This is a genomic window from Peribacillus sp. TH16, from assembly GCF_016651095.1.
GTDB lineage: Bacteria > Bacillota > Bacilli > Bacillales > DSM-1321 > Peribacillus > Peribacillus butanolivorans.
This window is the reverse complement of record NZ_JAEKEM010000002.1, coordinates 984,575-997,426: the sequence shown is the minus strand read 5'-3', so window position 1 is coordinate 997,426 and position 12,852 is coordinate 984,575. Positions and strand designations below refer to the sequence as shown.

The 12,852-nt window shown below is 40.0% G+C and carries 14 protein-coding genes; 13 read left to right on the top strand and 1 reads right to left on the bottom strand.

Going from position 1 to position 12,852, the window contains the following annotated elements; all coding sequences use genetic code 11:
• The first annotated feature begins 63 nt into the window (after positions 1 to 63).
• The 10 genes from def to spoVM all read left to right on the top strand — a co-directional run bounded on the left by def (position 64) and on the right by spoVM (position 9,270).
• A complete protein-coding gene (gene def / locus JFV29_RS04765) occupies positions 64 to 549 on the top strand; it encodes a peptide deformylase (protein WP_053345273.1) in 486 nt (161 codons plus the stop codon).
• The gene (fmt, locus tag JFV29_RS04760) at positions 546 to 1,505 is read left to right on the top strand and encodes a methionyl-tRNA formyltransferase (protein WP_201181488.1); all 960 of its coding nucleotides are present in this window, start codon (positions 546 to 548) and stop codon (positions 1,503 to 1,505) included. Before def ends, fmt begins: the two co-directional genes overlap by 4 nt.
• Entirely contained in the window at positions 1,492 to 2,844 is a 1,353-nt protein-coding gene (gene rsmB / locus JFV29_RS04755) for a 16S rRNA (cytosine(967)-C(5))-methyltransferase RsmB (RefSeq protein WP_201181487.1), read from the top strand. Before fmt ends, rsmB begins: the two co-directional genes overlap by 14 nt.
• Positions 2,845 to 3,939, top strand: coding sequence for a 23S rRNA (adenine(2503)-C(2))-methyltransferase RlmN (rlmN, locus tag JFV29_RS04750; protein WP_201181486.1), 1,095 nt, complete (start codon positions 2,845 to 2,847; stop codon positions 3,937 to 3,939).
• 4 nt (positions 3,940 to 3,943) lie between these two features.
• Complete coding sequence (locus JFV29_RS04745) at positions 3,944 to 4,693, top strand: Stp1/IreP family PP2C-type Ser/Thr phosphatase (protein WP_201181485.1); 750 nt, start codon at positions 3,944 to 3,946, stop codon at positions 4,691 to 4,693.
• A gap of 5 nt (positions 4,694 to 4,698) precedes the next feature.
• Positions 4,699 to 6,723, top strand: a complete 2,025-nt coding sequence (gene pknB / locus JFV29_RS04740; protein WP_201181484.1) for a Stk1 family PASTA domain-containing Ser/Thr kinase — start codon at positions 4,699 to 4,701, stop codon at positions 6,721 to 6,723.
• Between the two features lie 24 nt (positions 6,724 to 6,747).
• A complete protein-coding gene (gene rsgA, locus JFV29_RS04735) occupies positions 6,748 to 7,629 on the top strand; it encodes a ribosome small subunit-dependent GTPase A (RefSeq protein WP_053345279.1) in 882 nt (293 codons plus the stop codon).
• A gap of 1 nt (position 7,630) precedes the next feature.
• Complete coding sequence (rpe, locus tag JFV29_RS04730; RefSeq protein WP_201181483.1) at positions 7,631 to 8,278, top strand: ribulose-phosphate 3-epimerase; 648 nt, start codon at positions 7,631 to 7,633, stop codon at positions 8,276 to 8,278.
• Positions 8,279 to 8,415: 137 nt separating this feature from the next.
• A complete protein-coding gene (locus tag JFV29_RS04725; protein ID WP_201181481.1) occupies positions 8,416 to 9,069 on the top strand; it encodes a thiamine diphosphokinase in 654 nt (217 codons plus the stop codon).
• A gap of 120 nt (positions 9,070 to 9,189) precedes the next feature.
• Entirely contained in the window at positions 9,190 to 9,270 is an 81-nt protein-coding gene (gene spoVM / locus JFV29_RS04720) for a stage V sporulation protein SpoVM (protein WP_034313769.1), read from the top strand.
• 197 nt (positions 9,271 to 9,467) lie between these two features.
• Here spoVM and rpmB read toward each other — a convergent pair whose 3' ends face one another.
• Positions 9,468 to 9,656, bottom strand: coding sequence for a 50S ribosomal protein L28 (rpmB, locus tag JFV29_RS04715; RefSeq protein ID WP_034313767.1), 189 nt, complete (start codon positions 9,654 to 9,656; stop codon positions 9,468 to 9,470).
• A gap of 252 nt (positions 9,657 to 9,908) precedes the next feature.
• Between rpmB and JFV29_RS04710 the strand changes: the two genes are divergently transcribed.
• The 3 genes from JFV29_RS04710 (at position 9,909) to sdaAB (ending at position 12,840) form a co-directional block, all read left to right on the top strand.
• Positions 9,909 to 10,271 carry an Asp23/Gls24 family envelope stress response protein gene (locus tag JFV29_RS04710; protein ID WP_053345282.1) on the top strand — a complete coding sequence of 121 codons (363 nt, stop codon included), beginning with the start codon at positions 9,909 to 9,911 and terminating at the stop codon, positions 10,269 to 10,271.
• A gap of 19 nt (positions 10,272 to 10,290) precedes the next feature.
• Complete coding sequence (locus JFV29_RS04705; protein ID WP_201181479.1) at positions 10,291 to 11,961, top strand: DAK2 domain-containing protein; 1,671 nt, start codon at positions 10,291 to 10,293, stop codon at positions 11,959 to 11,961.
• A 216-nt stretch (positions 11,962 to 12,177) separates the two neighbouring features.
• On the top strand, positions 12,178 to 12,840 hold the full coding sequence (gene sdaAB, locus JFV29_RS04700; protein ID WP_201181477.1) for an L-serine ammonia-lyase, iron-sulfur-dependent subunit beta: 663 nt from the start codon (positions 12,178 to 12,180) through the stop codon (positions 12,838 to 12,840).
• The last annotated feature ends 12 nt before the right edge of the window (positions 12,841 to 12,852 follow it).

Sequence of the window (12,852 nt, the reverse complement as noted above, 5' to 3'; positions counted from 1 at the left end):
TTCTAGCTTGCGTTTTTATATAGTGAAGTTTTGGTTTTTATATTTAGGAGGGTACCTTTAATTTTGGCTATTTTACCGATTGTCTTGTTTCCTGAAAAAATTTTACAACAAAAATGCGATAAAATAACAAGTTTTGATAAAAAATTGGCTAAGCTGTTAAATAACATGTACGAAACGATGGTTGAAGCTGATGGCGTTGGCCTTGCTGCACCTCAGGTTGGCGTGAAAAAGCAAGTCGCGGTCGTTGAAATAGATGAAGGATCTGGTGTAATCGAACTGATTAATCCAGAAGTGCTAGAAGTGGAAGGCGAACAGACAGCCGTTGAAGGCTGTTTGAGTTTTCCAAGTATATACGGGGAAGTATCGCGCCCATACCGCGTCAAGGTGCGGGCACAGGACCGAAAAGGATCCTTTTTCGAAATAGAAGCGGAGGATTTCCTGGCAAGAGCTCTCCAGCACGAAATAGATCATTTGCAGGGAGTGTTATTTACAAGTAAGGTTTCACGCTATATTACGGAAGAAGAGTTAGAAAGGTTTGAAGAAGAATGACAAAAATTATTTTTATGGGAACACCGGACTTTTCAGTACCGGTACTTAAAAGAATCCTTGACGAAGGCTATGACGTGATTGCGGTTGTTACACAGCCTGACCGTCCAGTGGGTCGCAAAAAGGTGCTAACACCTCCGCCTGTTAAGGTTGAGGCTGAAAAACAGGGAATTCCCGTTTATCAACCCGAAAAAATCCGTGAAAAAGAAGATCTAGAAAAAATCATTGCATTGAAACCTGACTTAGTGGTGACGGCTGCTTTCGGACAAATTCTCCCGAATGAATTGTTGGAAGCTCCAAAATACGGATGTATTAATGTACATGCCTCCCTGCTTCCTGAACTACGTGGAGGGGCACCTATCCATTATTCCATATTACAGGGGAAAGAAAAGACAGGAATAACTATCATGTATATGGCCGAGAAACTTGATGCTGGGGATATATTAACGCAGGCAGAAGTTACTATAGAAGAAGCAGACAATGTCGGCACTCTACATGATAAATTAAGCAAGGTCGGTTCGGATTTACTTGCAGAAACATTGCCAAAGCTTATAAATGATGAGTTAAATGCGATTAAGCAAGATGAAGAAAAAGCAACTTTCGCACCTAACATTAGGCGGTCGGAGGAAAAAATCGACTGGTCGAAAACAGGGGAAGACATCTATAACCATGTACGTGGCCTGAATCCATGGCCTGTTGCCTATACACTCTTAAATGAATCCATTTTAAAAATTTGGCAGGCAAACAAGCTTGAACATAACAATCAGGCAGTGCCGGGGACGATTATTGATGTACGTAACGATGGTTTCGTCGTTTCGACAGGCAATGAGACGGCTATACTAGTTACGGAACTGCAGCCTTCAGGAAAGAAAAAAATGCCGGCGAAAGATTACTTGCGCGGAGCCGGGTCGTTCATTAAAGCAGGCATGAAGTTAGGAGAACAGAATGAAGCAAACTAAAAAGGGAGTACGTGAAATTGCTCTCGATATTTTGGAATCTGTAGAAAAAAACCAATCCTACAGCAACCTTTTACTTAACAACTTGATTAAAAAGCACCAGTTATCCGGTGTGGATAGTGGTTTGCTAACAGAAATAAGCTACGGTACGATTCAGCGGAAAATGACTTTGGATTACTATTTGAAGCCATTTATTAAGCAACCGAAAAAAACGCTAAGCTGGGTCATCAACCTACTTAGGCTCTCCGTTTATCAAATGATTTATTTAGATAAAGTACCAGATCACGCGATTATTTTTGAAGCTGTCGAAATCTCGAAAAAGCGTGGCCATAAGGGAACGTCTTCAATGGTCAATGGTGTGCTACGTAATATTCAAAGAAATGGTGTAGCTCATCTTGATGATATCAAAGATGAGCTTGAGCGCCTCTCAATCGAGGTAAGCCATCCTGCTTGGCTAGTCAAGCGTTGGGTAGAGCAATTTGGCTATGAGAAAACCAAGGAAATGTGTGAAATTAACTTAACAGCTCCACTGCAGACGGGAAGGGTTAATTTAAAGCAGATTTCTCGCAGTGAACTAATCAGCATTTTGACAGAAGAAGGCTATGATGTTGAAGCAAGTGATGTTGTTCCAGAAGCAATTGTTAGCTATAAGGGAAATCTTGCTCATTCAGAAAGCTATAAATTGGGGTATCTATCGATTCAAGACGAAAGTTCGATGCTAGTCGCTCATGCGTTAGGAGCCAATGACAATGATGCTGTTCTCGATTGCTGTGCTGCACCTGGAGGTAAGACAACTCATATCGCAGAAGGCTTAACCACAGGACAAGTATATGCCCTTGATCTTCATGAGCATAAGGTTAAACTCATTAAAGAGCAGGCAGAGCGGCTAAAGCTAAGAAACAACATTAAGACAATGGCCCTTGATAGCAGAAACGTCCAAGAACACTTTAATAAAGAAGGGTTTGACCGGATTCTTATAGATGCACCATGTTCAGGATTAGGTGTTATGCGCCGGAAGCCGGATGTAAAGTACACAAAAACAAAAGATGATATAATGAAACTCTCAAGTATACAAAAACAGTTATTGGAATCAGCTGCCCCGCTAGTAAAACAAGGCGGACGGTTAGTATATAGTACATGTACGGTGGATAAAGAAGAAAATGATAAAGTTGCTGCAGCATTTTTGGAAAACCATCCGGATTTTGAAAGTGATACGACATTAGCCACAAGAATGCCTGAAAGTGTTCAGCCATTTATTGAAGGCCATACGTTGCAAGTGTTCCCGCAATATTTTAGCAGTGATGGATTCTTTATTGCGAGTTTTAGAAAGAAGGTGCTGTAAATGGCAGAGATTACTAAATCATCAAGAGTAAAAAAAGACACAACACCAGAAAAACCATCGATTTATTCATTAGAGCTTCACCAAATTAAAGAATGGCTGGTTGAAAACGGCGAGAAGGCATTCCGTGCAGATCAAATTTATGACTGGCTTTACAAAAAGCGTATTTCTAGTTTTGAAGATATGTCCAACCTTTCGAAATCTTTACGCGATAAACTGGAAGAAAAGTTCACATTCACTACATTAAAAACATTGATTCAGCAAACGTCAAATGACGGGACCATGAAGTTTTTATTTGAACTGCATGATGGATATTCGATTGAAACGGTATTAATGCGCCATGAATATGGAAACTCTATCTGTGTTACAACACAGGTGGGTTGTAGGATTGGTTGTACATTCTGTGCATCAACTCTTGGCGGCTTAAAACGAAACCTTGAATCAGGAGAAATCGTTGCCCAGGTCGTTAAGGTACAACAGGCACTTGATGAAGTGGAAGAACGCGTTAGCTCAGTCGTAATCATGGGAATCGGTGAACCGTTTGATAACTATGATAATATGATGTCTTTCTTGAAGAATATAAATCATGAAAAAGGCTTAAACATTGGAGCACGTCATATTACCGTTTCAACAAGTGGTATCATTCCAAAAATTTATAAGTTTGCTGAAGAGAGCATGCAAATCAATTTTGCGGTTTCCCTTCATGCCCCTAATACAGAATTGAGAAGTAAATTGATGCCAATCAACAAGGCCTATAAACTGCCAGACTTGATTGAAGCCATCAAATACTATACAGAAAAAACAGGGCGCCGGGTCAGTTTTGAATATGGTCTATTCGGAGGCGAAAATGATTCAGTGAAACACGCCGAAGAATTAGCCGATTTAATAAAAGACATTAAATGCCATGTCAACTTAATTCCGGTTAACTATGTACCGGAACGCGACTATGTACGTACACCTCGGGACCAAATTTTTGAGTTTGAAAAAACATTGAAAAAGCGTGGTATTAATGTAACGATCCGAAGGGAACAAGGCAGTGATATTGATGCAGCCTGCGGCCAGCTTCGGGCCAAGGAGCGCAAAGAAGAGACGAGGTGACCCTATGAGGGCAATATTTAAAACTGACCGTGGAAAAGTCCGCCAGCATAATGAAGATAATGGCGGAATCTTTAAGAATTCGGAAGGCGTTCGCCTTGCCATCGTTGCAGATGGCATGGGCGGCCACCGAGCCGGAGATGTAGCAAGTGCAATGACGATCGACCTTTTGAAAAAGGGCTGGGAGGAATCCAACGGGATTGATACAGCAAATGATGCAGAGGATTGGCTGAGAAAGAAAATTTTCTTGGTTAATCAATTGCTTTTTGAACATGCCGAGGCGAATACAGAATGCAAAGGCATGGGGACAACCATTGTTGCAGCCATTTGTACTGATAAATTTTCAACTATTGCCAACATCGGGGACAGCCGATGTTATTTGTATAATGAAAGTGGTTTTAAGCAGGTCACTGAAGATCATTCGCTTGTTAACGAATTAGTCCGTTCAGGCCAGATTTCTAAGGAAGACGCCGAGAATCATCCACGGAAAAATGTTTTATTACGAGCCTTAGGTACAGAAATGCAAGTGGAAATGGACATTACGACAGTCATTTTTGAAGAAAGTGATTTACTTTTGCTTTGCTCGGACGGTTTAACGAATAAAGTGAGTGAACAGGAACTTGAAGAAACAGTTACCAATGAGCAATCACTTGAAGAAAAGGCGAATTCGTTAATAGATAAGGCCAATCACTATGGTGGAGAAGATAATATCACCCTTGTGCTTGTTCAATTTGTCGATGAAAGCGAAAGCAGGTGAACTCAATGTTGATTGGTAGAAGAATCAACGGCCGTTATAAACTGATCGAGATGGTCGGTGGCGGCGGTATGGCGAATGTTTACCTTGCAAGGGATATGATTTTGGACCGTGATGTAGCGTTGAAAATCCTTCGCATGGATTTTAATAATGACGAGGAGTTCATCAAGCGTTTTAATCGTGAAGCACAATCAGCAACAAGTCTAGCTCATCCGAATATTGTAAGTATTTATGATGTTGGTGAAGAAGATGCTATCTATTATATTGTCATGGAATATGTGGACGGTTTTACACTAAAGCAATACATACAAAAATATTATCCGATTCCAGTTGAAAAAGCCTTGGATATCATGAAGCAAATTACGGCAGCGATTTCCCATGCCCATCATAACGGGATTATCCATCGGGACATCAAGCCACAGAATATTTTGATTGATAAAGAAGGAACCGTCAAAATTACGGACTTTGGTATTGCATTGGCCCTAAGTGCAACGAATATAACTCAGACGAACGCAGTCTTAGGCTCTGTTCATTATTTATCTCCAGAACAGGCTAGAGGCGGAATGGCCAATAAGAAATCTGATATTTATTCACTTGGTATCGTCATGTTTGAATTGCTAACGGGGAGATTACCCTTTTCAGGTGAATCTGCCGTTTCGATAGCTCTTAAACATTTACAATCAGAAACTCCTTCGCCAAAACGCTGGAACTCTGAAATACCACAAAGTGTGGAAAATATTATCTTAAAAGCGACAGCAAAAGATTCATATTACCGCTATGAAAGTGTAGATTCAATGGAAGATGATATTCGAACGTCGCTTAATCCAGAGCGTTTAAATGAATCTCCTTTTGCTATTCCTGAAGATCATGATGCAACAAAGGCCATACCAATCATCACGGATGATCAACTTTCAAGTATTGATGAGACAATAGTAAGGGGCCCGGAAAAAAACACTCTAGTCTATGCGGATGATGAGGATAGTGAGTCAGAAGCGGACACTAAAACAAAAAAGAAACAGAAGAAACAGAAAAAACAAAAAACAAAGTCAAAACAAAAAGATAAAAAACGAAAAAAATTGTCTACCATTTTAGTTACCATCTTTTTAGTTCTTGCCCTGCTTGCTGTTTTATTTATAACTCTTGCACCGACGATGCTTGATTCGAAGGAAGTTACCATCCCTGATCTTAAAGGGAAAGAGTTGGATGATGCTATTACTGAATTGGTTAATTTGAAACTGGTTGTTGGAAATACGATTGAGATTGAAGATGAAGAGGTCGAAAAAGACCTAGTGATTAAAACGAACCCTAAGCAAGGCAAGACGGTCAAGGTAGGTGCGAAAATTGATATTTACCAGAGTGTTGGTAAAGAAACGATTTCGTTGTCTAGCTATGAAGGCAGAAAGTATTCAGATGTCGAATCCTTCCTTGAAAAAATGGGGTTCAAGGACATTGTCGTGACCGAAGAGTATGATGACAGTGCAGCAGGTACGATAATAAAACAAACTCCTTCGGGAGGTACCGAAATCGTACCATCCGAAACGGAACTAGAGTTTACTATAAGTAAAGGTGCAGATCGATTAAGCTTAAAGAACCTAACCGGTTTCAATGAAGCTGGCCTAAATGATTACTCTAATGACAGTGGAATAAAGATTGAGGTGGAAGATAAAGTCTATAATGATTCCATTGCAGAGGGGCTTGTCATATCTCAGTCACCTGAACCGGCTACTAGAGTCGAACAAGGTAGTACGGTGAAAGTAGTCCTTTCAAAAGGGAAAGAAGAAATCCCTCCAAAAAAGGTAACAGAGGAAATTACGATTGAGTATGATCCAGTAGAGCCAGGCAAAGCGCAAGAGGTCCAAATTTTCATTGAAGATATCAACAATAGCATGACGGAGCCTCAAGAATCATTTTTAATCGTAGAAACGGAAAAACGAAAGATTGATCTAATGGTATCTCCAGATAAGAAAGCCGGATATAAAGTCATGCGGGACAATCAGGTCATTATCGACGAAGCCGTCTCTTATCCAAATTAAATATATTAAATTAGGAGTGTGGCTATGCCCGAAGGAAAAATTATTAAAGCATTAAGTGGATTTTATTATGTTCTTGATGGAGAAGAGGTTTTTCAATGCCGAGGCCGTGGAGTATTCCGAAAAAATAAGGTAACACCTCTTGTTGGTGATTATGTGGTTTATCAGGCGGATAATAAAACAGATGGGACTGTAACCGAAATAAAGCCACGTAAGAATGAATTGATTCGTCCTCAGATATCAAATGTAGATCAAGCCATTCTTGTGTTTTCGGCCGTTGAACCTGATTTCAGCCCAGCCTTGCTTGATAGATTTCTCGTTCTTATTGAAGATAACGAAATCGAACCCATTATCGTTGTAACGAAGATGGACTTAGTGACTGCTGAGAGCCAAGAGAAATTGTCTCAGTATATCAAAGACTATCAGAAGTTGGGCTATACAGTGCTGGAGACTTCTTCAGTTTCCACTGGTGGTATTGAAGAGCTTGTTCCTTATATAGAAGGAAAAACAAGTGTATTTGCCGGTCAGTCAGGGGTTGGGAAATCTTCATTGCTGAATGCAATCAATCCTGAATTGGCTTTAAAGACAGATGATATATCGTCCCACTTAGGACGTGGAAAGCACACCACGCGTCATGTAGAATTGATTCATATTGGTTCTGGACTTGTTGCGGATACACCTGGATTTAGTTCACTTGAATTTATGGAAATGGAAGCTGAACGCTTATCCTATTGCTTCCCAGAAATGCATAAGCATGGAGAAGACTGTAAATTTCGGGCTTGCTTGCATGACAAAGAGCCGAAGTGTGCTGTGAAGGAAGCGGTTGATACAGGAGAGATTCCACGGTATCGTTATGAGCACTATATGCAGTTTTTAGAGGAAATTAGAGATAGAAAGCCGAGGTATTAGAATGGTTAAAATTGCACCATCTATTTTATCAGCTGATTTTGCAAAACTTGGAGAAGAGATTCTGGATGTGGAAAGGGGCGGGGCGGACTTTATCCATGTGGATGTCATGGATGGTCATTTCGTGCCCAATATTACGATAGGCTCATTAATTGTCGATGCTATCCGACCGGTGACAAGGCTTCCGCTTGACGTCCATTTGATGATTGAACACCCTGATCGTTATATCGAAGCATTCGCGAAAGCGGGAGCTGATTATATAACTGTACATGTTGAGGCATGCACGCATTTGCATCGCACGATTCAGTTAATAAAATCTTTTGGTGTGAATGCAGGCGTTGTGCTTAATCCGGCTACTCCGGCTTCCTTAATTCAGCCTATAATCGAAGATATTGACATGGTGTTGTTAATGACTGTTAACCCAGGGTTTGGCGGGCAAAAGTTCATCGCATCCGTACTACCGAAAATTGCTGAAGTGAAGGCGATGGCAGACAAATATAATCCAAAGCTTGAAATTGAGATTGATGGCGGAGTAAATGAAGAAACGGCTAAACTTTGTATCGAGCAAGGGGCAACCGTGCTTGTGGCCGGATCTGCCATATATAATCAAGAAGATCGCCATGCAGCTATTCAAAGGATTCGTGGAAACTAAAAGAAAAAAGCCGACATTATCATATTCGTATGATAGTGATCGGCTTTTTTTACACAGAAAGTATGTGCTAATAAATAAAAACGATGTTTCTGTAACGATATGAGCGATAAGAATATTTTATGAAGAAGGATGATTTCATGATTATTAGTATAATGGCTGGAGGCCCTGAGAATTTGTGGCCGGATTTAACAGTATATAAAGAGATGACAGATTTATGGGTTGGAGTCGATAGGGGAGTGTGGGCGCTGCTTGAAAATGATATAGAGCCTAGGTACGTATTCGGCGATTTTGATTCAGTTTCAGAAGATGAATATATGAGTATTAATCAAAGACTGGAACATATCAATCTATATCCTTCTGAGAAGGATGAAACAGATCTAGAAATTGCTTTTAAATGGGCTGTAGAACAAAAACCAAGTGAAATTCATATATTGGGTGCTACAGGAGGGAGATTGGATCATTTTCTTGGTAATATCCAGTTACTTCAGAAAGAAAGCATCCTTCCTGTTCATAAGGAAATAGATATGTACATAGTTGATAAACAAAATATATTTTCAGTAAAGACACCGGGCTCTTATAAGGTCACTGCATTGAAAGACAAGAAGTATGTGTCTCTACTCCCTGTTACAGCAGAAATCACCGGCATTACACTCTCAGGCTTCAAATATCCGCTAATTGACGCAAGGCTAGAGATAGGGTCGACACTCTGCATTAGCAATGAACTAATTTCTGATTGTGGGAATGTTTCATTTGAGGAAGGCATATTAATGGTGATAAGAAGCAGTGATTAAAATTCATGCTTAGAGCAGATTCGGATATATACGATCATCCTATATCCGCTTAAAAGCTTATGTTGTAATAGAAAAAATTCCACTTCATCTTATTTGTGGGATGCAAAGAGGAGGGGCATGATGAAATTTTATACGATTAAATTGCCAAAAGTTCTGGGCAGTTTGGTAAGGGCTATGCTCGGAGCGTTTAAAAAAGGCTGATACTTATCTCCATAACACCTCTCTATTTAGGGGGGGTGTTATTTTTTCGGAATGATTGGAGGACAATGAAAAGAATAGGCAAGCCATTAATGGGTGATGACTTTATTGAATGAGGACTAGGCCAAATCAAATAAAGCATACCCATTAAAAATGCAGCCATTTCAAATAAAAAGGCATCCTGAGAGGATGCCGTAACATTATACGCGTTCTACTTTGCCCGATTTAAGAGCTCTTGCAGAAACGTATACACGTTTAGGTTTACCGTCAACTAAAATACGTACTTTTTGAAGGTTAGCGCCCCATGTACGCTTGCTAGCGTTCATTGCGTGAGAGCGGCTGTTACCAGAACGAGTTCTTCTTCCAGTGATTACACATTTACGTGCCATGTTAAATTCCCTCCTAACTACAACAAGCTTAAGTTTTTCAAAGTCGTCTTAAGTCTTTGTAAAATACTTTAATAATTTATCATACCTACCGTGAGAATGCAATACTTCAGTTAATTACTTTCAAGAAAAAAACCTTGACATACATACTTTAAAATTGAATTATAATAAGAACCGTAAGACATTTACTTTTAAAACAATAGACATTATAGTAAAATGTCTTTAGTTGATTTGATTTTTGGGAGGGAAAAGAAAATGTCTATCGAATTACAAACAAAATATGGACAAATTGATATCTCTAATGATGTGATCGCTACTGTAGCCGGCGGCGCAGCTGTGGATTGCTACGGAATTATAGGAATGGCTTCCAAAAAACAATTTAAAGACGGCATTGCCGAAATTTTAAGAAAAGAAAACTTTACAAAGGGTGTAATAGTGCGTCAAGTAGAGGAAGAAGTTCATATCGATATGTATATTATCGTGAGTTATGGAACTAAAATCTCGGAGGTTGCACATAATGTGCAATCAAAGGTAAAATACACTCTGGACAAAACTGTCGGATTAGCTGTTGAATCCGTTAACATTTTTGTACAGGGAGTTCGTGTGACGAACCCTTAAGCAATAGGAGGAAAGTTTTGTGTCAATTACAAGTTTAAACGGAATGCGCTTTGCAGAAATGATCATTCAAGGAGCCAATCATTTAGCAGCTAATGCCCAAATGGTTGATGCATTGAATGTTTTCCCTGTTCCGGATGGTGATACTGGAACAAATATGAATTTATCAATGACTTCCGGAGCGAAGGAAGTACAAAATAATGTGCAGGAACATATCGGGAAAGTGGGTACTTCTCTTTCAAGAGGCCTATTAATGGGTGCACGCGGTAATTCTGGGGTTATCCTTTCACAACTTTTCCGAGGTTTTGCTAAAGCGATTGAACATAAATCGGAAATTAATAGTGAAGAATTTGCCCAAGCTTTTGATGCAGGTGTTCAGACAGCGTATAAAGCCGTTATGAAGCCTGTTGAAGGTACCATTTTAACGGTTGCGAAAGATGCTGCCAAGCAAGCGGTTTCATCGGCAGCTAAGCACCAGGACCTTATTCAGGTAATGGAAGAAATCGTAGCTGAGGCAAATGCTTCACTAAAACGCACACCTGATCTTCTTCCTGTATTAAAAGAAGTGGGAGTTGTTGACAGTGGCGGACAAGGGTTGGTTTTCGTGTATGAAGGCTTCCTTGCTGTATTGAAGGGTGAAGCTCTTCCTGTCCGATCAGCAAACGGTCCAAGCATGGATGATTTGGTCAGTGCCGAGCATCACATGAACGTGCAAGGACATATGAACACTGAAGATATCGTGTTTGGCTATTGCACAGAATTCATGGTCCGATTGGAAAGTGACAAGCTGGCTAACAATTCGTTTGATGAAGAAAAGTTCCGCTACGATTTAAGTGAATACGGAGATTCATTATTAGTCATCTCTGATGATGAAGTTGTAAAAGTACATATTCACTCAGAACAGCCTGGTAACTGTCTTAATTATGGACAGCAATATGGTAGTTTAATCAAGATGAAAATCGATAATATGCGCGAACAGCATACAGCGATTGTTGGTGAAACGAATGCGTCGCTTCAAACGAAGCCAAAGTCGAAAGAAAAATACGGTGTTGTGTCGGTAGCTATGGGCACAGGTATCAGCGAGCTATTCAAAAGCATCGGTGCTAAATCGGTTATTGAAGGCGGACAAACGATGAACCCTAGCACAGAAGACATTGTTAAAGCAGTCGAAGAGGCGAATGCCGAACATGTCATCATCTTACCTAATAATAAAAATATTATTATGGCTGCCAATCAAGCTGCAGATGTTCTGGGAGATTATGTGACTGTTATTCCTACGAAGACAGTGCCACAGGGCATGGCTGCATTGTTGGCTTTTAATCCATCACAAGATGCTTCTGAGAATAAAAAGGCGATGATTGAAGCCCTTTCACATGTGAAAACGGGTCAGATTACTTATGCTGTCCGGGATACGAACATTGATGGCCTTACAATCAAGACCGGAGACTTCATGGGAATCGATGAAGGAACCATCAAAGTGAAAGATAAAGACAAATCTCAGGCAGCAAAGGACCTTCTTTCTGAGATGATCAATGAAGATTCCGAAATCCTGACCATTTTATATGGAGAGGATGCAACTAAAGAAGAAGTAGAGGACCTTGTTGCATTTTGTAATGATAATTTTGAAGACGTTGAAGTTGAAGTCCATAACGGAAAACAACCGTTATATTCTTTCATTTTTTCAATTGAATAATTAAGGCATCATTAAAATAAGGGACTGAACCGTCGCTTTGTTATGATACTGTAAGAATAAAAGGCAATAAACTGCATATGTCATTAGGCTATGCAGTTTATTTTTGCGATATAGGATAATAAACAGCTTTGATGGAGCGACTGTAAATCTGGGTACTATATAAATAACTCCCAGCGTGTTCCTTTGAGTTCAGTTCTAAAGAAGGAGGAGTAGATCATGAAATTTAGAAGTGTATTTGATATCATTGGCCCAGTAATGATTGGTCCTTCTAGCTCTCATACAGCAGGAGCTGCAAGAATCGGTAGGGTAGCCAGGAATTTATTCAACAGGGAACCAAAATGGGCCCGTATTTCCTTTTATGGTTCATTTGCCCAAACCTATAAAGGCCACGGAACAGATGTAGCCATTGTAGGAGGCCTGCTTGATTTTGATACATTTGACGAGAGAATCAAAGAATCTCTTGAAATAGCTCGTAAAAAGAAAATGAAAATTACTTTTCGGGAAGAAGAAGCCGTCCCGGAACATCCTAATACTGCGAAAATAACGGTGGGAGATGATGATGGTGAGCTTGAGCTTGTCGGAATATCGATTGGAGGGGGTAAGATCGAGATTATCGAATTGAATGGGTTTAAATTGAGGCTTTCTGGCCATAACCCTGCAATACTGGTTGTTCATGATGACCGCTATGGTGCAATTGCCAATGTTTCAAACATTTTAGCTAAGCATCAAATTAATATTGGCCAGATGGAAGTGTCCCGCAAAGAGAAAGGGAAGATGGCTTTGATGACCATAGAAGTGGATCATAATCTAGAAGACCTTGTCATCGATGAAATTGCAGCACTCCCTAACATTACTCAAGTGGCAAGGATTGTTGATTAATAGGGCAATCGT